This window comes from Clostridium sp. LXY-7 (genome assembly GCF_056172015.1).
Genome location: NZ_JBLLJL010000006.1, coordinates 1 through 22,098, shown reverse-complemented (window position 1 = coordinate 22,098; position 22,098 = coordinate 1). Strand labels below are relative to the sequence as shown.

The 22,098-nt window shown below is 31.3% G+C and carries 17 protein-coding genes, 3 tRNA genes, 1 rRNA gene and 1 other annotated feature; all 21 genes read left to right on the top strand.

Annotated features, from left to right (window positions below; genetic code table 11):
* The first annotated feature begins 18 nt into the window (after window positions 1–18).
* Window positions 19–94: transfer RNA gene (locus ACI48Q_RS18815), tRNA-Met, on the top strand.
* A gap of 3 nt (window positions 95–97) precedes the next feature.
* Window positions 98–174 (top strand) — tRNA-Met (locus tag ACI48Q_RS18810).
* 352 nt (window positions 175–526) lie between these two features.
* On the top strand, window positions 527–2,935 hold the full coding sequence (gene spoIIE / locus ACI48Q_RS18805; protein WP_474920666.1) for a stage II sporulation protein E: 2,409 nt from the start codon (window positions 527–529) through the stop codon (window positions 2,933–2,935).
* Window positions 2,936–3,130: 195 nt separating this feature from the next.
* Entirely contained in the window at window positions 3,131–4,510 is a 1,380-nt protein-coding gene (gene tilS / locus ACI48Q_RS18800; RefSeq protein WP_474920665.1) for a tRNA lysidine(34) synthetase TilS, read from the top strand.
* A 7-nt stretch (window positions 4,511–4,517) separates the two neighbouring features.
* Window positions 4,518–5,057 (top strand): hypoxanthine phosphoribosyltransferase, encoded by a 540-nt coding sequence (gene hpt, locus ACI48Q_RS18795; RefSeq protein WP_474920664.1) that lies wholly within the window; start codon window positions 4,518–4,520, stop codon window positions 5,055–5,057.
* Window positions 5,058–5,205: 148 nt separating this feature from the next.
* On the top strand, window positions 5,206–7,170 hold the full coding sequence (gene ftsH, locus ACI48Q_RS18790) for an ATP-dependent zinc metalloprotease FtsH (protein ID WP_474920663.1): 1,965 nt from the start codon (window positions 5,206–5,208) through the stop codon (window positions 7,168–7,170).
* A 221-nt stretch (window positions 7,171–7,391) separates the two neighbouring features.
* Entirely contained in the window at window positions 7,392–9,062 is a 1,671-nt protein-coding gene (locus tag ACI48Q_RS18785; protein WP_474920662.1) for a formate--tetrahydrofolate ligase, read from the top strand.
* A 292-nt stretch (window positions 9,063–9,354) separates the two neighbouring features.
* On the top strand, window positions 9,355–10,839 hold the full coding sequence (locus tag ACI48Q_RS18780) for an acyl-CoA carboxylase subunit beta (protein ID WP_474920661.1): 1,485 nt from the start codon (window positions 9,355–9,357) through the stop codon (window positions 10,837–10,839).
* Between the two features lie 11 nt (window positions 10,840–10,850).
* Window positions 10,851–11,222 (top strand): OadG family transporter subunit, encoded by a 372-nt coding sequence (locus ACI48Q_RS18775; RefSeq protein ID WP_474920660.1) that lies wholly within the window; start codon window positions 10,851–10,853, stop codon window positions 11,220–11,222.
* Between the two features lie 38 nt (window positions 11,223–11,260).
* Window positions 11,261–11,671, top strand: a complete 411-nt coding sequence (locus ACI48Q_RS18770; RefSeq protein WP_474920659.1) for a biotin/lipoyl-containing protein — start codon at window positions 11,261–11,263, stop codon at window positions 11,669–11,671.
* A gap of 52 nt (window positions 11,672–11,723) precedes the next feature.
* Window positions 11,724–12,863, top strand: a complete 1,140-nt coding sequence (locus ACI48Q_RS18765) for a sodium ion-translocating decarboxylase subunit beta (protein WP_474920658.1) — start codon at window positions 11,724–11,726, stop codon at window positions 12,861–12,863.
* A 103-nt stretch (window positions 12,864–12,966) separates the two neighbouring features.
* Window positions 12,967–13,146: a hypothetical protein gene (locus tag ACI48Q_RS18760; RefSeq protein WP_474920657.1), complete on the top strand. Its 180-nt coding sequence runs from the start codon at window positions 12,967–12,969 to the stop codon at window positions 13,144–13,146.
* Between the two features lie 6 nt (window positions 13,147–13,152).
* Entirely contained in the window at window positions 13,153–13,344 is a 192-nt protein-coding gene (locus tag ACI48Q_RS18755) for a hypothetical protein (RefSeq protein ID WP_474920656.1), read from the top strand.
* A 157-nt stretch (window positions 13,345–13,501) separates the two neighbouring features.
* The gene (locus ACI48Q_RS18750) at window positions 13,502–14,281 is read left to right on the top strand and encodes a type III pantothenate kinase (protein WP_474920655.1); all 780 of its coding nucleotides are present in this window, start codon (window positions 13,502–13,504) and stop codon (window positions 14,279–14,281) included.
* 8 nt (window positions 14,282–14,289) lie between these two features.
* On the top strand, window positions 14,290–15,258 hold the full coding sequence (gene dusB, locus ACI48Q_RS18745; RefSeq protein ID WP_474920654.1) for a tRNA dihydrouridine synthase DusB: 969 nt from the start codon (window positions 14,290–14,292) through the stop codon (window positions 15,256–15,258).
* 179 nt (window positions 15,259–15,437) lie between these two features.
* Complete coding sequence (greA, locus tag ACI48Q_RS18740; protein WP_474920653.1) at window positions 15,438–15,920, top strand: transcription elongation factor GreA; 483 nt, start codon at window positions 15,438–15,440, stop codon at window positions 15,918–15,920.
* A 54-nt stretch (window positions 15,921–15,974) separates the two neighbouring features.
* Window positions 15,975–17,474: a lysine--tRNA ligase gene (gene lysS, locus ACI48Q_RS18735; protein WP_474920667.1), complete on the top strand. Its 1,500-nt coding sequence runs from the start codon at window positions 15,975–15,977 to the stop codon at window positions 17,472–17,474.
* Window positions 17,475–17,708: 234 nt separating this feature from the next.
* Window positions 17,709–17,783: transfer RNA gene (locus ACI48Q_RS18730), tRNA-Asn, on the top strand.
* A gap of 92 nt (window positions 17,784–17,875) precedes the next feature.
* Window positions 17,876–18,042: a binding site (T-box leader), on the top strand.
* A 68-nt stretch (window positions 18,043–18,110) separates the two neighbouring features.
* Window positions 18,111–19,502 carry a glycine--tRNA ligase gene (locus ACI48Q_RS18725; RefSeq protein ID WP_474920652.1) on the top strand — a complete coding sequence of 464 codons (1,392 nt, stop codon included), beginning with the start codon at window positions 18,111–18,113 and terminating at the stop codon, window positions 19,500–19,502.
* A 544-nt stretch (window positions 19,503–20,046) separates the two neighbouring features.
* Complete coding sequence (murD, locus tag ACI48Q_RS18720; RefSeq protein WP_474920651.1) at window positions 20,047–21,423, top strand: UDP-N-acetylmuramoyl-L-alanine--D-glutamate ligase; 1,377 nt, start codon at window positions 20,047–20,049, stop codon at window positions 21,421–21,423.
* A gap of 482 nt (window positions 21,424–21,905) precedes the next feature.
* Window positions 21,906–22,098, top strand: a 16S ribosomal RNA gene (locus ACI48Q_RS18715); the annotation flags it as partial.

Sequence of the window (22,098 nt, the reverse complement as noted above, 5' to 3'; positions counted from 1 at the left end):
GTTCTTCAGCACCAATATCGCGGGGTGGAGCAGTTGGTAGCTCGTCGGGCTCATAACCCGAAGGTCATAGGTTCAAGTCCTGTCCCCGCAACCACATGGCGGAATAGCTCAGCTGGCTAGAGCATTCGGTTCATACCCGAAGGGTCGTAGGTTCAAGTCCTATTTCCGCTACCATACAAAATGGTTTGAAACATTGTTTCAAACCATTTTTGTTTTTTAGAAAAATAATTAAGATAATATATGCTAATGAGTGAAAAAATATTATAAAAAATTTCCCTATATAAAGTTAAAAATTTTTATATAGTGACATATTAAGTTATATAAAGTATCAACAATTTAAAACAATAAATATGAAAAAGAAAACAAAAATGTGGATAAACCTTGAAAAAATCTAGAAAGGTTGTTGATAATTATAAAAATAAAATAAAACATATTGTCATACGAAATATAAATACCAGCACTAAAATTTTACAATTATTACCAGTAGGCCTTGATATAATTACTTTATAAATTTAAGGAGTAGGTGATGGGTGTGCAATATGGAGAAGATATAGGAACTTATGAAAGATTAAAAAAAGCTTTAATTCAAAATAGTGTTAAGAGTCAAGATTATACGAGGATAATAGCTAAAAGTATAATATTTTTCACTATTGCTATGTTAGTTAGTAGAGTAATATTAATTAATAGGTCGGCTCCCTTTGGGATTGCATTTTTATTAACGGTATTATTTCTACAAGACAATAGGATAAGTATAATAACTGGAATTGGAAGCGTCATAGGGTATTTAACATTAATAGGTACATTAGATAATGCACTTATGTATATAACAATAATACCTACAATTGTAATGATAAATTTAATATTAAGTAGTTTCCTAAAGAAAAGAATTCATAAAATGGTGATTTGCTCGCTTATAATAACAATGATATTTTCCTATGGGATGCTTATAAATGAATACTCATTTTTATTAGCAATAGGAGCAGCTGTGTTAGAGGGAATATGTATATTCCCTATCTACTTAGTATTAGAATATGGAATTGATAGTTTTAAAAGAATAAATACAAAGTATTTATTTTCAAACGAAGATATTATAGCCATGAGCATAGTGGTATCCTTAATTATAGCGGGCACATGGAGAGTTAGTATAATAAATGTAGGGGTACTAAATTTATTAAGTATAGTTGCAATTTTGATAATGAGCTATGTATGTGGGGCTACTGTAGGAGCTACTACAGGTATTGCCATGGGTGTTATAGTTGGAATGTCTAGTGGAAATATATTTATATATGCAAGCATATTGGGGATATGTGGATTAATTGCAGGAATGTTTAAGGAAGCAGGAAAAATATTCACAGCATTATCGACCTGTATTATATTTTTTATAATGAAGATATATATGTCTACTTATCTAAAGGGACAAGATTTTGAATTTATTATAGCTGAAGCCTTAATAGCTTTTATAATTTTTTTAGTAATACCAGAAAGAATTTATAATTCAATATCTCGAGAATTAGATAGTAGTAAAAAGATGAGGATATACGAAGATGGATATAAAGAAAAAATTAGAGAGACATTCACAGAAAGACTTAGTAAATTTTATGATGTATTAGAAAATATGTCTAATATATTAGTTAACTTAGCTGATAATGATAAGTTAGATATGAAAAGCAAAAGTAGTGGTATAATTGAAAATCTTGCCCATAGAGTATGTGAAGGTTGTGATACTAATAGAATATGTTGGGGAAGGGAGATGATTAATACTTATTCTGCGTTTGGAGAACTTATAGAGAATGTCCAAAATAAAAATACTGGGTTCCCTATTATTTTAGAAAGAAAATGTATAAAAAAAGCTTCACTTATAAGAAATACTCAAGATATAGTAAATAGATATATAATAAATGAAATGTGGAGAACTAGGCTAGCTGAAGGAAGAGAACTTATTGCAGGTCAATTTGGCAATATGGCAAAATCTGTAGATGAGATAATAGAAGAGTTTTCAACAGATTTTAATGAGGACAAGCAGTGCCAAGAAAACATTTTAAGAATATTAGAAAAGAATGATATAGATATAGATGATGTGTTCTGTATTAGAGATAAAAATAATAGATTAGTTATAGAGGTTAAGACTCCAAATTGTAATGGAAGAAATCAATGCTCTAAAAAAATGCAGTCCTTAATAAATGCATGTACAGAAAATAAGATGATTAGAAGACAAGATGGGTGTAGAATTAATCCAAATACTAATCAGTGTACTGCTGTTTTTGAAGAAGCACCTAAATTTAAAATTAACACATCTATTGCTAGAGAAAGCAAGGATGGGCAGAGCATTTTTGGAGATAGTTTTTCTTATGGAAGAGGTACAGATGGAACTTATATGATGTTACTCAGTGATGGAATGGGGTCAGGGCCTCAAGCAGGTAGGGAAAGTGAAGCAGTGGTTGAACTTATAGAGAAGTTTGTAGCTGCAGGATTTACAATAACTACAGCTATCAAAACAGTAAATTCTATAATGAGTTTAAAATCTTGTGAAGAAGAAAAGTTCTCAACTGTAGATTTAGGAACCATTGATGTATATACTGGAGATATTGACTTTGCTAAAGTAGGAGCAGTGGCTAGCTTTATAAAGAGTGGAGACACTATAGATATAATTAAATCTAAAAGTTTACCGATTGGAGTATTAGATGAGGTAGATATAGAAATTCATCAGAAAAAACTGAGAAATGGAGATTTAGTTGTAATGGTAACAGATGGTGTATTAGACTATAGTGATGATAGTTATGGAAAGGTAGACTGGGTATTAGATTATTTATGTAGACACGATAATTTATCAACAGAAGAGCTAGCAAAAGGAATTGTTAAAGAAGCTAAGAAGCTTGGAGGAAATAAAGTAAAGGATGATATGACGGTGTTGGTATCTAAGGTTTATGTAGCATGATATAAATAAATTGTTAAGTAATTTATTTAGTGAAGTACAACCTCCGGTTGAGATCATCTAAATAAAGTACTCCACAATTTATTTTAAAATGAAGAAATGTTAAAAACATTTCTTCATTTTTACTTTACATATGTATATATAATAGATATGATTTATGTTATATATGTTTAAAGTATAATTTTAGGAAGTGTTTCGATGATAGATAAAATCCTTAAAACAATTGTGGATAATGATATGATAAAATATGGTGATTGTATTATAGTAGCATTGTCAGGTGGACCTGATTCAATGAGTCTACTACATGGGCTAATGACACTTAAAGATAGGTTTAATTTAAGGTTATATGCTGCTCATGTGAACCATATGCTTAGAGGAGAAGACTCTGATAAGGATGAAGAAGGTTGTAGGGAATTTTGTAGTGATTATGGTATAGAATTTTTTTCTAAAAGGATAGACATAGATACTATGGCACAGGAAAAAAATATTTCCCACGAAATGGCTGGGAGAGAAGCTAGATATGAGTTTTTCATAGAATTAAAAAACAAACTAGGTGCAGATAAAATAGCTTTGGCACATAATCTAAATGACCAAGCGGAGACTATACTGATGAGACTTATGAGAGGTACAGGATTAGAAGGATTAGTTGGTATTAAGGCTGTTAGGGATCATATATACATAAGACCATTAATAAATGTAGCCAGAAAAGAAATAGAAAAATATTGTGAGGAAAATAATTTACCAGTTAGGGTAGATAAGACAAATTTTGAAAGTATATATTCAAGAAATAAGGTTAGACTTGAACTCATACCTTATATAGAAGAACATTTTAATGAAGATATAATAAGTACTTTAAATAGGATGAGTACTCTAGTTAAAATAGATGAAGACTATATTAGTGAAAATGCACTTAATTTTTTTCAAAAATATTGTGATATAAAAGCAGATAGAGTTATAATATATAATGATGCTTTTAATTTACATGAAGCTATACTTAGTAGAATTATAAGAAGAGCTTTATTAAATATTAAAGGTAATATGTATAATCTAGAAAACATACATATTGACAATATAATTAGTGTTCAAAAGGGAGCTACAGGAAAGTTTACTAAAATCCCTAAAGACATAATAGCTAAAAATGTATATGGGAATATAGAAATAGTAAAGGAGAAATTTGATTGTAGTGAGTTAAATGAGCTAAATATAGAGTTAAAATTAGGTGAAAATTATATTGAAGAGTTAAATTTAAAGATATGTATTAAAGTCACAGACAATTATAGTGGACTTAAACTAAAATGTAATAATAATACCAAGTATTTTAGTTTCGATAAAGAATTTTCTAATATCAGATTAAGATATAGAAAAAATGGTGATAAATTTACACCTCTTGGAATGAAGGGCAGTAGAAAACTAAAAGATATATTTATGGATATGAAGATACCTAGAGAAGAGAGAGATAGAATCCCTCTTTTATGTTTTAATGAGGAAATATCATGGATAATTGGATATAGAATTAGTGAAAAGTTTAAAGTTCACCAACATACAAATAAAATTTTAGAAGTAACAATAGAAAGGTAGGAAAGGCATGAATAACGACATTAAAGAAATTTTATTATCAGAGGAACAATTGCAAGAAAAAATTAATGAGCTAGGGAAGAGGATTAGTGAGGATTATAAAGGAAAAGATGTGATTCTTTTAGGTATTTTAAAAGGATCAGTAATATTTATGTCCGACTTAATGAAAACTATAACTATACCATGTAAAATGGACTTCATGGCTGTATCTAGCTATGGAGATTCTACAGAATCCTCAGGAATTGTTAAAATAATTAAGGATTTAGACTTCGAGATCAAAGGTAAACATGTATTAATAGTAGAAGATATTATCGATAGTGGAGTTACTCTTAAGTATTTAATGAAGTATTTAGGAGCTAGGAATCCAGAAAGCTTAGAGATAGCATGCTTATTAAATAAACCCGAGAGAAGAAAAGAAGATATTGATGTAAAATACCTAGGATATGATGTAAAGGACTATTTCCTAGTTGGATATGGTTTAGACTATGCAGAGCGATATAGAAATTTACCTTATATAGGGATATTAAAAGAAAGTATATATAATAAATAATAGTATGTATGGATAAGCTACTTTAGTAACATAATAATATTAGAATTTGTTAATTAACTAATAATTAATATTATTTATGTTGTAATGTAAAATTCCATATGATAGAATTTTTAAAGTAACTATTCAGGCATAGAGAGGGGGGCCTTATGTGAAAAAGTTTTCTAGTGCAACTGTTTGGTTGTTAGTATTAATATTAGTAGTCTTTTCAGCGCTTACACTTTTTAATGGCTCTGGAAATATTGAGAGTATAAGTATAAGTGAATATGAAAAACACATGAAGGATAAAAAGGTAAAGGAATATAACTTTTCAAATGATGAGGAAGTATTGGTTGGGGAGTTAAATGATGGTACACAATTTAGAGTAAATATTATTAAAGAAAGATATTTACAAATACGTGACCAGTACCCAAATCCAAGTATGGTTGAAAGAAACACACCACCAGCAACAATGCCACTGTGGTTAAATATTTTACCGACATTCCTAATAATATTAATGTTGGTAGTATTCTGGGCAATGTTTATGAACCAGTCTAGCGGTGGAGGCGGCGGTGGCCGTGGAGTAATGAACTTTGGAAAGAGTAGAGCTAAGATGGCTACTCCAGATGCTAATAAAAAGGTTACATTTAAAGATGTAGCTGGTGCTGATGAGGAGAAAGCTGAGCTTGAGGAAATAGTAGATTTTCTTAAGAGTCCAAAGAGATATGTGGATGTAGGTGCTAGAATACCTAAAGGGGTGTTATTAGTTGGTCCTCCAGGGACAGGTAAAACCCTACTTGCAAAGGCTGTAGCAGGAGAAGCTGGAGTTCCATTCTTCAGTATTTCAGGTTCTGACTTTGTTGAAATGTTTGTTGGAGTAGGAGCATCGAGAGTTAGAGACTTGTTTGAGCAAGCTAAGAAAAACGCACCATGTATAATATTTATAGACGAAATTGATGCTGTTGGTAGACAAAGAGGCGCAGGTCTCGGTGGAGGTCATGATGAGAGAGAGCAAACCTTAAATCAACTTCTTGTTGAGATGGATGGTTTTGGTGCTAATGAAGGAATCATCATGGTTGCAGCTACAAATAGACCAGACATATTAGATCCAGCACTTTTAAGACCTGGTAGATTTGATAGGCAAATAGTTGTAGGAGCACCAGATGTTAAAGGTAGAGAAGAAATATTAAAGGTACATTCAAGAAATAAGCCATTAAATGAAGAGGTTAAGCTTGATATATTAGCTAAGAGAACTCCAGGATTTACAGGAGCAGATTTAGAGAATTTAATGAATGAAGCTGCACTTTTGACAGTTAGAAATAAAAGAAGAGTAATTGATATGGACTTATTAGAAGAAGCTATAACAAGAGTAATAGCAGGTCCAGAGAAGAAGTCTAGAATAATAACTGATAAAGATAAGAGGTTAACAGCATACCACGAAGCAGGTCATGCGGTGGTATCTAAATACTTACCTAATTCATACCCAGTACATGAAATTAGTATTATTCCTAGAGGAATGGCTGGAGGATACACTCTTCACTTGCCAACAGAAGATACTGCATATACATCAAAATCTAAGTTGAAGGATGATATGGTTGGTCTTCTAGGAGGAAGAGTTGCTGAGGCGCTTATTCTTGAAGAGATAAGTACTGGAGCTAAAAATGATATAGACAGAACTACAGCTATAGCTAAAAAAATGGTTATGGAATTCGGTATGAGTGATGTGATAGGGCCAATATCTTTTGGTAAAGATGATGGTGAAGTATTTATGGGAAGAGATTTTGGTAGAACAAGAGACTTCTCAGAAGAAGTAGCATCAACAATAGATACTGAAGTAAGATCTCTTATACATGAGGCTTATGAAAGAGCTAAAACTATATTATCAGAAAATGTAGATAAACTTCATGATGTGGCTAAAGCTTTAATTGAAAAAGAAAAGCTTACAGCAGAGGAATTTAATGCTATAATGGATGGAAGATCATTAGAAGAATTAGATGCTGAAAATAATTTGAATAATGATAATAAAGGAGAATTACCACAACAAGAAGAAAATAAAAAAGAAGAACCTAAAGTTGAAGTGGTTAAAAACCCATTTGATGACACGAATTCAGATAGTTTTAATACTACAGATGTTTAAGAAGAAAAGTACAACTAATTTTAGTTGTACTTTTTTATTTATATCTAAAAATATCTATAGATTTCTAGGATTAATGAAGAGTTATAACTGTAATAAATCCTTATTTAAATGGTTAACTATATAAAGTATTATTACAATTTATATATGTTGATATATGGGATATGATATAATAATAATGGGTGTGAGAATTTATAAGAATAGTAATTTCAGGAGGGGTTAAAATGAAAAGTGATATTGAAATAGCACAAGGATCAAAAATGCTAAATATTGTGGATGTAGCTAAAAAAATGGGGCTAAACGATGATGATTTAGACTTATATGGAAAATATAAAGCCAAAATCTCTTTGGATGTATTGAAGAGAAATGAAGCGAAAGAAGATGGAAAGTTAATATTAGTTACAGCAATCAACCCAACTCCAGCTGGAGAAGGTAAATCAACTGTAACAATAGGTTTAGGTCAAGCGTTTTGTAGTCTAGGAAAAAATGCGGTAATAGCATTAAGAGAGCCTTCCCTAGGACCAGTATTTGGAGTTAAAGGTGGAGCAGCAGGTGGCGGATATGCTCAAGTAATTCCTATGGAGGATATAAATCTTCACTTCACTGGAGATATGCATGCCATTACTGCTGCCAATAATCTTCTTTGTGCAGCTATTGATAATCATATACACCAAGGAAATGATTTAGAAATAGATTCTAGAAGAGTTATTTTCAGAAGAGTTTTAGATATGAATGATAGAGCTCTAAGAAACATTATTGTTGGGCTAGGTGGAACAGCTAATGGATTCTTAAGAGAAGATGGTTTTACAATTACAGTTGCATCAGAGGTAATGGCTATTCTATGTTTATCTAAAGACTTAATGGATTTAAAAGAAAGATTTGGTAATATACTTATAGCTTATAGCTTAAAAGGAGAACCTATATATTGTAAAGATTTAGGGGTTGAAGGTGCTATGGCAATGTTGATGAAAGACGCCATAAAGCCAAACTTAGTTCAAACATTAGATAATACACCAGCGATAATCCATGGGGGACCATTTGCTAATATAGCTCATGGATGTAATAGTATATTAGCTACAAGGATGGCACTAAAGCTTGGAGATTATGCAATTACAGAGGCTGGTTTTGGTGCTGATTTAGGTGCTGAAAAATTCTTTGATATTAAATGTAGATATGGTGGGTTAAAGCCAAGTTGTGTAGTTATAGTTGCTACTATTCGTGCTTTAAAGCATCATGGTGGAGTTAAAAAAGAAGATTTAAATACAGCAAATGTAGAAGCATTATCTAAAGGAATAGTTAATTTAGAAAAGCAAATTGAAAATGTACAAAAATTTGGAGTGCCAGTAGTTGTAGCAATTAATAAATTTATTAGTGATAGTGATGAAGAAGTTAACTTCATAGAGAGATTCTGTAAGGAAAAAGGCGTAGAAGTTTCATTAACAGAAGTTTGGGGAAAGGGTGCTGAAGGTGGAAAAGATTTAGCCCTTAAGGTTATGAATACTATAGAGAACAAAGAAAGTAAATTTAAAGTATTATATGATGAAAATCTATCTATAGTAGAAAAAATAGAAACTATTGCTAGGGAAATATATGGAGCTGATGGAATTGATGTTTTACCAGCAGCTAAAAAGCAAATTAGTCAAATTGAAAAATTAGGGCTTCATAAGATACCTATTTGTGTTGCAAAAACTCAAAATTCACTTTCTGATAATCCAAGTTTATTAGGAAGACCAACAGGATTCAAAGTAAGTGTAAAGGAAGTTAAGTTATCAAATGGAGCAGGATTTGTAGTTGTATTAACTGGTGCAATAATGACAATGCCGGGACTTCCTAAAATTCCAGCAGCAAATAAAATGGATATACTTGAGGATGGAACTATAGAAGGACTGTTCTAAAATATAAAATAAAACAGAAGGATTATTTCCTTCTGTTTTATTTTATATAAAATGTATATAGTTAATGAAATAAACTATACTATTCGTATGAATTATTATAAATTTATTATCTTGGAAATTTCAGACAATAGTGATAAATGAATCATACAATTTAAAAATAAAAAGACACCAAAAGAACACTATCAATTCACAGAAAAATGCAATAAATCCTGCAGGGTTTATATACAAATAGATTAAGTTATGTTAGTATTAAACATGTATAATACAGTTAAATAAGTCAGGAGGAAATAAAATGAGTAAGCTGGAAATGTTCGATTCACTTAAAGATAAAGCATGCCAGGGTGGTGGTAATGAAAAAATTCATATGCAGCATAACTTGAATAAGTTAACAGCAAGAGAAAGAGTTTCATTACTATTAGATGAAGGTTCCTTCATAGAATTAGGAGCATTTATATCAGGAAATGGTGGAGCTGTAATAACTGGACATGGAACTATAAATGGCAGATTAGTATATGTTTATAGTGAAGATTATACTGTAGATGGCAGTATGTTTACAAAAGTAAAAGCAAATAAAATCGTTAGATTATTAGAGAATGCAGCTAAAATGGGAGCCCCTGTAATTCAAATTATGGATTCAGTTGGGGGAAGTTTAGCAGAGGGAACAGAACTTTTAGCTTCCTATGGTATGGTTTTAAATAAATTAGGAAAATTAAGTGGAGTAGTTCCAACAATTGCAATAGCTTGTGGACCATGCAATGGAATGAATTCTATAATGGCTACTATGAGTGATTTTACTATAGCTGTGGAAACTATGAGTGAATTGAGTGTTATGTCATCTAGTAAACTTACAATAGCTGAAGGTGGATACATAAATAACAACATGATTGGAGATAGTTTAACTTCAAATGAGACAGGAAATGCACATATAAACGCTTCAAATGAAGAAGAAGCAATATTAGTAGCTAGAAAAATAGTTAATTATCTTCCAGCTAATTGCTTAGAAGAACCTTGGGTATGTAATGAAGATGAAGATTTAAATATACCTAAAGAGGTTTTAGATAATATGATTGAATCTGATAATTATTCTATGGATGAAATCATTAATAATATAGCCGATGAAAATTCAGTTATAGAAATGTATAAACAATTTGGCATTAATTTTAAAGTATGTTTAGCTAAAATTAATGGATTGACAGTTGGCTTAATTGGTAATGCAGGAAATAAAGAAATAGATAATAAGGGATCTATAAAGGTATCTTCTTTTATAAGATTATGTGATAGTTTCAACATACCTGTAGTTACATTAGTGGACACAAAGGGAGTTACTAAGAGCTTAAAAGAAGAGACAGATGGACTTGCTAAGAATTTTGGAAAGCTTGCATATAGCATTATAGATGCAAACATACCAAAAATAGCTTTAATAATAGGAGAAGCAAGTGGCGCAGGATTTGTAACGCTTGCATCTAAAGAGGCTTCTTTTGATCAAACACTTGCATGGCCAAGTGCGAAAATATCATTAACTAATCCAGAAGATTATATTAAGAGTGTTTACAGAGATGAGATATTTGCTTCAGAAGATTTTAAAGAGAACGAAGCTATAGTAATTAAGAAATATTATGATGATGTTGTAAATCCTTATAAAGCTGCGGAGCTAGGATTAATTGATAATGTAATAAAGCCTAGTCAAACTAAACAAAGAGTATTTGCCATATTAGATATGTTACAAACTAAGAAAGAGTTAAGATATACTAAAAGACATGGTAGTACATTAGTATAGGAGGTGTTTAGATGAATCCAGGTGCAAGTATTATGGAAAAATTAGCGTTTTCATTTAACACAACGGTCACATCAGTGGCGATAGTATTTGGAATATTAATAATATTAATGTTTATTATTATATTTCAAAGTTATGTTATAAATAAGCTAGGTGGTTCTAGATCAAATAGAACAGAACCAAATGAAGGTAATAGAGAAGTTGTTAGAGAAAACATAAGACCAGAGACTATAGATGTAGAGGAAGTTATTGATTTAAACAGTGAATATGAACTTGTAGCTGCAATAATGGCAGCATTATCTACACATATTGGAAAACCATTATCAGAGTTAAATGTAAAGAGTATAAAACGAATAAACAATGTGTCTAGTTGGAATAAGTACTAATAAAGTCATTTTAAAATACCGTTGAGGAGGAATATTTAATGAAAAGATATAACGTTACAGTTAATGGAAATTTATATCAAGTTGAAGTAGATGAGGTAAGTGGAGAATTTAAAGAACGTATTGTTGCAGCACCAGTAGCAACACCAGCAGCACCAGTAGCACCAGCACCAGCAGCGGCACCAGTAGCGGCACCAGTAGCAGCACCAGTAGTCGCACCAAAACAATCATCTGCTCAAGGAGAAAAGATAACAGCTCCTATGCCAGGTGCTATAGTTAAGGTCAATGTAACTGAAGGAGCACAGGTTAAAAAAGGCGATGTAATACTTGTTCTTGAAGCTATGAAGATGGAAAATGAGATTATGAGTCCTGTAGATGGAACAGTTTTAGAATTAGTTACATCAAAAGGAAGTACAGTTAATACTGGGGATATATTGGCTGTTATAGGTTAGATATAAAAAACCTATATTTATTTTTGGGGGATAAATGCAGGAGGAAATTGTAATGGGTGTTTTTGAAGTGCTAAAAAATATGATAGAGGCTTCGGGATTTGCACATATAAGTAGCGGTGAAATAATAATGATAAGTATATCATTATTATTAATTTATTTAGCTATAGCTAAGAAATTTGAGCCACTATTATTACTTCCTATAGCTTTTGGTATGTTACTTACTAATTTGCCAGTTGTAGATATTATGGCAGAGCCTGTAAATAGTCAGCCAGGAGGGTTATTATATTATCTATCTAGAGGAGTCAAATTGGAGATATTTCCACCACTTATATTTTTAGGAGTAGGAGCTATGACGGATTTTGGACCTCTATTGGCTAATCCTTCTAGCTTACTAATGGGAGCAGGAGCTCAATTTGGAATATTTTTTGCTTTTGGAGCAGCTATACTTTTGAATTTTACTCCACAGGAGGCGGCGGCTATAGGCATAATAGGGGGTGCAGATGGACCTACAGCTATATTTCTAACAAATCAATTAGCACCTCATTTACTAGGTCCAATATCTGTGGCTGCATATTCATACATGGCCCTAGTTCCATTAATTCAACCGCCTATAATGAAAGCGTTAACCACTAAAGAGGAAAGAAAAATAAAGATGGGACAACTAAGAGAAGTAAAAAGGATAGAAAAAATAATATTTCCTATAGTAGTTACCATATTAGTTGTGCTGTTTTTACCATCTCTTATATCCTTAATTGGCATGTTGATGCTTGGAAACTTATTTAGGGAGTCAGGAGTTGTTGAAAGACTAAGTGATACAGCTCAAAATACTCTTATTAATATTATTACTATTTTCTTAGGCTTATCTGTTGGAGCTACAGCTAAAGCGGAAATATTTCTTAAATTAAGTACTATAAAAATAGTGGTTCTAGGAGTTATAGCCTTCGCAGTAGCTACAGCTGGAGGAGTTCTAGTGGGAAAATTAATGTGTAAAATTACCAAAGGGAAAGTAAATCCATTAATAGGATCAGCTGGAGTATCAGCAGTGCCTATGGCTGCTAGAGTATCTCAAGTAGTTGGACAAAAGGAAGATCCCACAAATTTCTTATTGATGAATGCTATGGGAGCCAATGTATCAGGGGTAATAGGTAGCGCTATAGCTGCAGGTATATTATTAGCCTTGTTTAAACTTTAGTAATTAAGAATTATGAATAATTTTTTAAAACAGTATATACTTCTAGTTTAGGAGTATATACTGTTTTCTTATTGATAATAATATGGCAAAGGAGGAGATTATTATGATTTTAAAAAATTCACTATCAATTAATGCTTTAATCCAAAGAGAAAATGAAATTATTAAAACCTATGAGGAGTATTTAAAGACAGTTAGTAATAAAGACATATATGCTTTAGTAAGTGACACAATAAAAAGACATAATAATCACGTAAGAACTCTAGATGAACTTTTGGGGAGGTAATTAAGAATGAATAAGACTAAGGAACAATTGCTACGTATTAACAGAATTAATAATAAGGAGCATAACTTAAAAAATTTATACATAAGCATTCTGCAAAATACCAATGAAGGTTCTATGAAAAAAGAAATATATGAATTATTAAAAGATGAGATGAATATAATAGAAAATATTAGAAATGAAAATGTAAGTGTAGGATAGAATTATTAAAGATAGAGTACCTAATATGATATTATATAAGGAATATCTCTTGACAAATAATATTAAGTTGTTACAATTAAATTGTTAAATTGTGTTGTGCAATTTAATCATCTTAAAAGCAGCCAAAGGCTGCTTTTAATTATATAGGGGTGAAAAGATGATTTTTTTATTAGATGTAGGAAATACAAATATTGTATTAGGAATTTATAAGGGAAAAGAGTTAATAGTAGAATGGAGATTATCCACTGATTATAAAAGAACTTCTGATGAATATATGACTCAAGTAGCACAATTATTGAATCAGAGTAAAATAAATGTAGAGGATATAGAAGGTGTAATAATATCTTCTGTTGTACCAAATATAATGTATTCTCTTGAGCATATGATAAGAAAGTATTTCAAGACAAATCCTCTAATTGTAGGGCCAGGAATTAAAACTGGTATAAGAATAAAATATGATAATCCAAAAGAAGTTGGCGCAGATAGAATAGTTAATGCAGTTGCAGCATATGAAATGTATAAGACATCTTTAGTTATAATTGACTTTGGAACAGCCACTACGTTTTGCTCCATAGGTAAAAATGGAGATTATCTAGGAGGAACAATATGTCCAGGAATTAAGATAGCATCTGAGGCATTATTTGAGAAAGCTGCTAAGCTTCCTAGAGTAGAGCTTGTTAAACCAGAAACAGTTATATGTAAGAATACTGTGGAAAGTATGCAAGCAGGAATTGTATATGGATATATAGGTCAAGTGGATTATATAGTAAACAAAATCAAGGAAGAAATGATAGCTAGAGGAGAAGGAACTCCTTTAATAATAGCAACTGGAGGATTAGGGAAATTAATAGCTAAAGATTCTCAAACAATAGATAAAATAGAACCATATTTAACACTAGAAGGGTTACGAATTCTTTACGAGAAAAATAGAGAATAGGTGAAATAATGAAGATAGCAAATTTGACAGTTGAAAATGATGTTTTTTTAGCACCTATGGCAGGAGTAACAGATATAGCTTATAGAGGTATATGCAAGGAAATGGGTTGTGGAATTGTATATACAGAAATGGTTAGTGCGAAAGGATTATTTTATAATAGTAGAAACACGGAAACTTTAATGAGAATAAGTGAAGAAGAAAAGCCAGTTGCGCTTCAGATATTTGGAAGTGAACCTAAGATAATGGCACATGCCTGTGAGATTATAGACAAAATGGATAGTGTTTGCATAATAGATGTAAATATGGGATGTCCTGTTCCTAAGATTGTAAAAAATGGTGAGGGATCAGCTCTTATGAAGAACCCAAACTTAGCAGTTGAAATAGTTAAGGAAATGAAAAAAGCTACATCAAAACCTGTTACAGTAAAATTCAGAAAAGGCTTTGATGAGAAGAATATAAATGCAGTTGAATTTGGAAAGGCTTTAGAACAAGCTGGAGTAGATGCTATAACAGTTCATGGAAGGACAAGAGAACAAATGTATGAAGGTAAGGCTGATTGGGATATAATAAAGCAAGTTAAAGCTGGAGTGTCAATTCCGGTTATAGGAAATGGAGATGTGTTTTCCGTAGAAGATGCAATCAATATAAAAGATTTAACTAATTGTGATGGTATAATGATAGCTAGAGGTGCTATGGGGAACCCTTGGATATTTAAACAGATACAACAAGGATTATCAGGAGAATTCATATATAAACCGACACCAGAGGAGAAGGTTAACATGTGTATTCTTCATTTAAATAAAGCAATAAAATATTTTGATGAAATAAAAGCTGTCAGAGAGATGAGAAAACATATTGGATGGTATGTTAAAGGGCTAAAAGGCTGCACAGAAATAAAAAGTAGAGTTAATTCTGCCACAACCTATGAAGATGTATTAAATTTGCTTGAAGAGTATAGAATATACCTTAGTAATTAACGGATTTATAGAGCTTAATAAAAGGGATGCCTTTTATTGACAAGGAGTTACAGCTGTTTTATAATTAATCAAAGCTGCGGCTAATGCCGTTATTTTTATAAGATTAAAATAATTCAAATTGAATAATAAGTTTTTAAATTAATGAAAAGATATGTATAATAATTAAAGGGGAGAAAGATATGAGCGATATAAAAAAATACGTAATGACTTACGAGGGAATAAAAAAATTAGAGGAAGAATTAGAGTTTTTAAAAACAGTTAAGAGAAAAGAAATAACAGAGAAGATAAAGGTTGCACTAGGATATGGAGATCTAAGTGAAAACTCTGAGTATGATGAAGCTAAAAATGAACAAGCTTTTGTTGAAGGTAGAATAATACAGTTAGAGAATATGCTAAGGAATGCTTCAGTTGTTGATGAGTCTGAATTAGGAAAAGATATAGTAAGTGTAGGATCCGTAGTTAGAGTAATGGATTTTGAATTCGATGAAGAAGTGGAATTCTATATAGTAGGATCAGCAGAAGCTGACCCAATGATGAATAAAATATCTAATGAGTCACCAGTAGGGAGTGCTCTTATAGGAAAAAAATCAGGGGATGTAGTTGAAGTTAATATTCCAGATGGAGTTAGCAAATACGAAATCATAGAAATTAAAAGATCATAGGAGGAATTATTTATGTCTACGATAGAAAATAATATTAATTCACCAGAGCTTGAAATGAATAATGAACAATTAGAGGCTCATGAAGCAGAATTTAATGAGCAGGTTAGGATAAGAAGACAAAAACTTGCTGAACTTCAGCAGCAAGGCAAAGATCCATTTGATGTATACAAGGTTGAAAGAACTCATACAGCCGAGGAAGTTAAAAGTAATTTTGAAGAGCTTCAAGAAAAAGATGTAACAGTAGCAGGAAGATTAATGTCCAAAAGAATTCAAGGTAAAGCTGGATTCTGTGATGTTCATGATAGAAGTGGAAAGATTCAAATATATGTTAGATTAGATGGTGTAGGTGAAGAGCAATTTAAAGATGCTAAAACCTTTGATATAGGAGATTTTGTTGAGGTAGTAGGGCATCCATTTGTAACAAAAACTGGAGAAACTTCAGTACGTGCAAATAGCATTAAACTTATATCAAAATCATTAAAGCCGCTTCCAGAAAAGTGGCACGGGCTTAAAAATCCTGATTTAAAATATAGACAAAGAGAAGTAGATCTTGTAATGAATAAAGATGTAAGAGATACTTTTATGAAGAGAGTTCAAATTATAAGATATGTAAGAGAGTTCTTAGATAATAGAGGATATTTAGAGGTGGAAACTCCAATATTATCACCAATAGCAGGAGGAGCTGCAGCAAGACCGTTTTTAACTCACCATAATACACTAGATATAGATATGTATTTAAGAATAGCTACAGAGCTATATTTAAAAAGATGTATCGTAGGTGGGCTTGAGAAAGTATATGATATGGGTAAAAACTTCAGAAATGAAGGTATGAGTATAAGACATAACCCAGAGTTTACAATGATAGAATTATATGAAGCTTATGCTGATTATAATGATATGATGAAAATAACAGAGGATTTAATTGCATATGTATGTGAGAAGGTTCATGGCACAACTAAACTTGTATACCAAGGAACGGAGATAGATTTTACACCACCATGGAGAAGATTAACTATGGTAGATGCAGTAAAGGAATATTCAGATATAGATTTTAATAACATTAAAACTGATGAAGAAGCAAGAGCTATAGCTAAAGAAAAGCATTTAGAATTTAAAAAAGAATTAAAGGATTGTACAAAGGCTGATATATTAAACGCATTATTTGAGGAATATGCAGAAAAGCATTTAATTCAACCTACATTCCTTTGTGACTATCCAGTTGAGATTTCACCATTAACTAAGAAAAAACGTGGGAATGATGAATTTACAGAAAGATTTGAAGGGTTTATCTATGGAAGAGAGGTATGCAATGCATACTCAGAGCTTAATGATCCTATAGTTCAAAGAGATAGATTTGAGCAGCAAGCTAAAGAAAGAGAACTTGGGGATGATGAAGCTTATATGATAGATGAAGAATTTATGAGTGCACTTGAAGTCGGAATGCCTCCAACAGGTGGATTAGGAATAGGTATAGATAGAATAGTAATGTTCTTAACCGATTCTGTTTCAATAAGAGACGTTATACTATTCCCAACAATGAAACCATTACAATAAAAGTAAATCATATGGCAATAAGTTACACAAAGCGAAATTCTCAAGCGAAATTATTTACTTGTGAATCTAGCTTTCTGTAATTTCCATTTGGGTTGACGTATATTAATATAGAAGTCAGTATAATGAGAAACATTTTGGTCTATAATATATATATAAATTTAATGTGTAAAATTGAAAATAAGGTATTGCATTTTATTAATAATTTGCTATAATGATATTGTAATTAATGAATATTCCGTGGTAGCTCAATGGTGGAGCACTCGGCTGTTAACCGATAGGTTGGAGGTTCGAATCCTCTCCACGGAGCCAAATTTTGCATGTATGCTGACTTTGAAGTCAGCTATTTTGTTATACTTGAAGAGAATAAAATTGATGATGATTACGAATAAATAAAATCTAATATAATAACTATGATAAAGAAAAGTAGTAGTATAAGTTTTATAGAGAGGTAGTGTAGGGTGTAAACTGCTAGATGAATACTATGAAGGGAGCTTTGGAGTTAAATAAGTTTGTAGAGATGGGCTATAGCCAATAAGGGTGGAACCGCGGAATTAATTTCGTCCCTTAGCTGGTTAAGGCTTTTTTTATTTATCTAAATATGTATAAAGGCAAATAAATATAAGTGGAGGTATATATATGGCAAATGAATTAACAATGGATAAGCTAGTAGCATTATGTAAAAATAGGGGATTTGTATTCTCGGGATCAGAGATTTATGGAGGTCTTGCTAACTCTTGGGATTATGGTCCATTGGGAGTAGAATTTAAAAACAATGTAAAGAAAGCTTGGTGGAAAAAATTTGTTCAAGAAAGCCCATATAATGTTGGATTAGACTGTGCAATATTAATGAATCCAGAGGTATGGGTAGCGTCTGGACATATAGGTGGTTTTTCAGATCCATTAATGGATTGTAAGGATTGTAAGGCTAGATTTAGAGCTGATAAATTAGTTGAAGATCATATGACAGCTCAAGGTGCTGAAGTGGCTGTAGCTGATGGATGGTCAAATGAAGAATATAAAGAGTATATTGAAAAGAATGAGATAGTTTGTCCTAAATGTGGAAAGAAAAATTTCACTGATATTAGAAAGTTTAATCTTATGTTTAAGACATTCCAAGGTATAACAGAAGATAGTAAAAGTGAGATATATTTAAGACCGGAAACAGCACAAGGTATATTCGTTAACTTTAAAAACGCTCAAAGAACCTCAAGGAAAAAAGTACCTTTTGGTATAGCTCAAATAGGAAAATCCTTTAGGAATGAAATTACTCCAGGGAACTTTACATTTAGAACTAGAGAGTTTGAACAAATGGAACTTGAATTTTTTTGCAAACCAGGTACAGATTTAGAATGGTTTGATTATTGGAAGGAACAATGTAGAACATTCTTATTCGCATTAGGAATGCAAGAAGAAAGATTAAGATTTAGAGATCACAGTAAAGAAGAATTATCTTTTTACAGTAATGCTACTTGCGATATAGAGTTTTTATTCCCATTTGGCTGGGGGGAACTATGGGGAATAGCTGATAGAACAGATTATGATTTAAAGAAACATATGGAACATTCAGGAGAAGATTTATCATATCTTGATCCAACTACAAATGAAAAATATGTACCATATTGCATAGAGCCTTCACTTGGAGCAGATAGAGTTGCATTGGCATTCTTATGTAATGCTTATGAGGAAGAGGAATTAGAAGGTGGGGATGTGAGAAATGTATTACATTTACATCCTGCATTAGCACCATTTAAGGCAGCGGTATTACCATTGAGTAAAAAATTAAGTGAAAAAGCTTTAGAAGTATATGGAATGTTAGCTAAGAAGTTTAATGTGGATTATGATGAAGCTGGAAGCATAGGAAAGAGATATAGAAGAGAAGATGAGATAGGAACTCCATTCTGTATAACTGTAGACTTTGATACATTAGAAGATAACTCAGTAACTGTAAGAGATAGAGACACTATGGAACAAATAAGATTGTCTATAGATGAGTTAGTAGCCTATGTAGAAGGGAAATTAGAGTTTTAGTATATAAATAAGGCAATGATTTTAATATGTGTTGATTTACAGATATGATACTTTAGTACATTTTCAACATTATATTAAAAACAGAGCCTTTTTTTATTATATGATTCATAAAAGAGACAAAACTATAAAAATACATAATACGACAAAAAATATAGTGTTTTTATTAGAAGTAATTAGGGTAAAAAGATAAAAAAATAACCGGATTTTCATCCGGTAAAAATAGGGTTTAATCATGGGGATATGTTATGCTTTATGTCAAAATTTTGGGGAATCATTTTAACATATTTTCATCCAGCATAATGAGAGTATAACATAGCGAAATTTGCAAAGCAATATGCAAAGATTAAGTTTTTATATTAATTATATTAAATATTTTCTGAAAAATTTGATATAAAATAAGATATAAAATAATATAAAGAATTAAAATTAATAGAAGTTAATATGCTGTATGGCAATGGAAGTTTATCATTTTTAAAGCTGTTAAATGTGATATAATTAAAATAGTAATATTGAAATACAGTTTTACTGTATCGGAGGATTAGGTATGAAAAGAAATTTTAATGAATTTAAAACATTTATTTATAGTAAAAATGTAGCTGTAGTAGGAATAGGGGTAAGTAATATTCCGCTAATAAAATTTTTAAGAAAATTAGGAGCCGAAGTAACAGCTTTCGATAAAAAAACTAAAGAAGAGTTAAAGGAAGTAATAAATGAATTTGAACCATTAGGGGTAAAGTTCCAATTAGGAGATAATTACCTTGATAATCTTACAGGATTCGATGTAATATTTAAAACGCCGTCAATGAGGATAGATAGTAAAGAATTAATTCTAGCTAAGGAAGAAGGAGCTTATATAACCTCTGAAATGGAAGAATTTATAAGATATTGTCCAGCTAAAATCTATGGAATAACAGGGAGTGATGGTAAAACTACAACTACTTCACTTATATACAACATCTTAAAAGAAGAAGGATATAAAACGTGGGTAGGTGGCAATATAGGTACACCATTATTTACAGGTATAGAAGAAATTGAAAAAGAAGATAGAGTTGTATTAGAATTATCAAGTTTTCAATTGATGACTATAAATGAATCACCAGAGATTGCAATTATAACTAATCTATCTCCCAATCATCTAGATATGCATAAAAATTTAGATGAATATATTGATGCTAAGAGGAACATATATAAGTATCAAAATATAAATAATCTTTTAGTATTAAATGAAGATAATGAAACTACTAGGAGTATTATTGGAAAAGAAGCAGGAACTCTATATACTTTCAGTATTAAGAACGTTATTGAAAAGGGAGCATATTATAGAGACGGTATGCTTTATGTAAAAGGGATAAAAGTCTGTGAAAAAAAAGAGCTTAAACTAATTGGCATGTATAATGTTGAAAATTTATTAGCTGCTTTTTCTGGAACTTGTGATGACGTAAGTGTAGAAACTTTAAGAAAAGTTGCAATTACATTTGGGGGAGTAGAACATAGAAATGAATTTATAAAAGAAATAGAAGGTGTAAAATATTACAATGATTCTATAGCAACAAGTCCTACTAGAGTGCTGGCGAGCATTAAAGCTTTTGAAAAGCCAATTATACTTATTGCAGGAGGATATGATAAAAAATTACCTTTTGAACCCTTAGCTTTTCAGGGTTATCCATATATACAGTCATTAATCCTTCTGGGTGCAACTAAGGATAAGATAAGGGGTGCATTCGATGAGTTAGAGAGTAATCAGGGTATAAAGATACCAATCTATGAGGCGAATTCATTAGAGGAAGCTGTAGCAGTAGCAAAGAAAATATCACATGAAGGAGATGTAGTAACTCTTTCACCTGCGTGTGCAGCCTTTGATATGTTTACTAATTTCGCTGTTAGAGGTAATAAATTTAAAAGTATAGTCAATGAAATATAGATATTATAATTATAAGAGTTATTTAGAAATTTATATAAAATACACTGTATCAGGATGAAGGATTGGGGAACCAATCCTTGTTTTTATAGTGTTATCAATGGAAACTATACCGAGTGTATCAATAATAAAAAATAGAAGAAAAAAAAAGAAAAGTAACAAAATATTAATATAATTTATCATAATAAGGAAAAATGTAATGTGATTATTTTTGTATAAATGGTAAGATAATATTCGTCGCTGAGGTAACAAAACAGCACACGAATAGTCAATATAAAGATGAAATGAAAAATTTTAAAAAAAATATTGACAATAAGATATAAACTTGTTAAAATAATAAAGTCGTCACTAGTAAGTGATGAAAAAATGGTCTTTGAAAATTAAACAGAGAAGAAGGTAAAACCAGTTAATTCCGATAGAGAAATCTATCAAAATGACATTAACTATGTCAGCGAGACAAAGAGAGCTTAACAGCTTCAAACTTTTGAATTGAGAGTTTGATCCTGGCTCAGGACGAACGCTGGCGGCGTGCCTAACACATGCAAGTCGAGCGATGAAGCCCTTCGGGGTGAATTAGCGGCGGACGGGTGAGTAACACGTGGGTAACCTGCCTCATAGAGGGGGATAGCCTCCCGAAAGGGAGATTAATACCGCATAACATATTTCTGCTGCATGGTA

Bases quoted from the DNA above. Each gene is read 5' to 3' on its own strand.
- ACI48Q_RS18770 (WP_474920659.1), top strand. From the start codon at position 11,261: ATGAAAAGATATAACGTTACAGTTAATGGAAATTTATATCAAGTTGAA.
- lysS (WP_474920667.1), top strand. From the start codon at position 15,975: ATGAATAATGAACAATTAGAGGCTCATGAAGCAGAATTTAATGAGCAG.
- ACI48Q_RS18725 (WP_474920652.1), top strand. From the start codon at position 18,111: ATGGCAAATGAATTAACAATGGATAAGCTAGTAGCATTATGTAAAAAT.
- ACI48Q_RS18755 (WP_474920656.1), top strand. From the start codon at position 13,153: ATGAATAAGACTAAGGAACAATTGCTACGTATTAACAGAATTAATAAT.
- ACI48Q_RS18785 (WP_474920662.1), top strand. From the start codon at position 7,392: ATGAAAAGTGATATTGAAATAGCACAAGGATCAAAAATGCTAAATATT.
- dusB (WP_474920654.1), top strand. From the start codon at position 14,290: ATGAAGATAGCAAATTTGACAGTTGAAAATGATGTTTTTTTAGCACCT.
- ACI48Q_RS18760 (WP_474920657.1), top strand. From the start codon at position 12,967: ATGATTTTAAAAAATTCACTATCAATTAATGCTTTAATCCAAAGAGAA.
- greA (WP_474920653.1), top strand. From the start codon at position 15,438: ATGAGCGATATAAAAAAATACGTAATGACTTACGAGGGAATAAAAAAA.
- ACI48Q_RS18775 (WP_474920660.1), top strand. From the start codon at position 10,851: ATGAATCCAGGTGCAAGTATTATGGAAAAATTAGCGTTTTCATTTAAC.
- ACI48Q_RS18750 (WP_474920655.1), top strand. From the start codon at position 13,502: ATGATTTTTTTATTAGATGTAGGAAATACAAATATTGTATTAGGAATT.
- murD (WP_474920651.1), top strand. From the start codon at position 20,047: ATGAAAAGAAATTTTAATGAATTTAAAACATTTATTTATAGTAAAAAT.
- hpt (WP_474920664.1), top strand. From the start codon at position 4,518: ATGAATAACGACATTAAAGAAATTTTATTATCAGAGGAACAATTGCAA.
- ACI48Q_RS18765 (WP_474920658.1), top strand. From the start codon at position 11,724: ATGGGTGTTTTTGAAGTGCTAAAAAATATGATAGAGGCTTCGGGATTT.
- spoIIE (WP_474920666.1), top strand. From the start codon at position 527: ATGGGTGTGCAATATGGAGAAGATATAGGAACTTATGAAAGATTAAAA.
- ACI48Q_RS18780 (WP_474920661.1), top strand. From the start codon at position 9,355: ATGAGTAAGCTGGAAATGTTCGATTCACTTAAAGATAAAGCATGCCAG.
- tilS (WP_474920665.1), top strand. From the start codon at position 3,131: ATGATAGATAAAATCCTTAAAACAATTGTGGATAATGATATGATAAAA.